At 63.1% G+C, this 1,070-nt stretch carries 1 protein-coding gene; it reads left to right on the top strand.

Annotated features, from left to right (window positions below; translation table 11 throughout):
• On the top strand, positions 1–1,070 hold a 1,070-nt coding region (locus tag APH28_RS28930), incomplete at both ends, for an immunoglobulin-like domain-containing protein (protein ID WP_177334298.1).

Here is a 1,070-nt window from a genome sequence, read left to right as displayed (position 1 = left end):
ACAGCTGGACATCGTTACGACCCCGGCTGAAACCGTGGTCAGCGATTCGATCGATACCTCGACCGTAACCCTGACCGCCACCCCAAGCGTGACCGAAGGCGGCACCGTGGTGTACACCGCCACCGTCACCGCGCCGGTGACCGGTGCGCCCCTGGTGATCTCGCTGGCCAACGGCCAGACCATCACTATCGGCCTCAACGAGACCAGCGGCTCGGTCAACTTCACCGCGCCGAACAACGTCTACACCAGCAACACCCCGCTGACCAACAGCATCACCGGTGTAACGGGCGGCAACTACGAGAAACTGGACATTGCTGGCACGCCGACCACCGTGGTCAACGATGACCCGGCAAACCTGGACAGCACAGGCCTGAGCCTGAGCGCCACTGGCAGCGTCCAGGAAGGCGGCAGCATCGTCTACACCGCCAAACTGACCAACCCGGCCGGCAGCGAAATGACGGTCACCCTGAGCAACGGCGCTGTGATTACCATCGCCAAGGGCCAGACCGAAGGCAGCGTGTCGTTCGACGCACCGGCCGACACCGTTTACGTGGATGCCGGCAACGTCAGCGTCACCGTCACCGGCACCACCGGCGGTGATTTTGAAAAGCTCGACGTCAGCGCGACCCCGGCCGTGACCGCAGTCACCGACTCGATCGATACTTCGACCGTAACCCTGACCGCGAATGCCTCGGCTGTCGAAGGCGGCGTGATCACCTACACCGCCTCGGTTACTGCACCGGTCACCGGTGCGCCGCTGGTGATCACTCTGGCCAACGGCCAGACCATAACCATCCCGGTCAACGCCAGCTCCGGCTCGGTCGACTTCGTTGCGCCGAACAACGTCTACAACACCAATACCCCGGTGACCAACAGCATCACCGGCGTCACTGGTGGCAACTACGAGAAGCTGGAAACCGCAGGTACGCCAAGCACCGTAGTGACCGATGACCCAGCGAAACTGGACAACACCGGCCTGACCCTGACGGCCACTGGCACCGTCCAGGAAGGCGGCGAGATCGTCTATACCGCCAAGCTGACCAACCCGGCTGGCTCCGAAATGAAGGTGA

The organism is Pseudomonas sp. NBRC 111124, assembly GCF_001320245.1.
GTDB lineage: Bacteria > Pseudomonadota > Gammaproteobacteria > Pseudomonadales > Pseudomonadaceae > Aquipseudomonas.
Note: the sequence above shows the minus strand (reverse complement) of the source record. Positions and strands in the feature narration are given on the sequence as shown.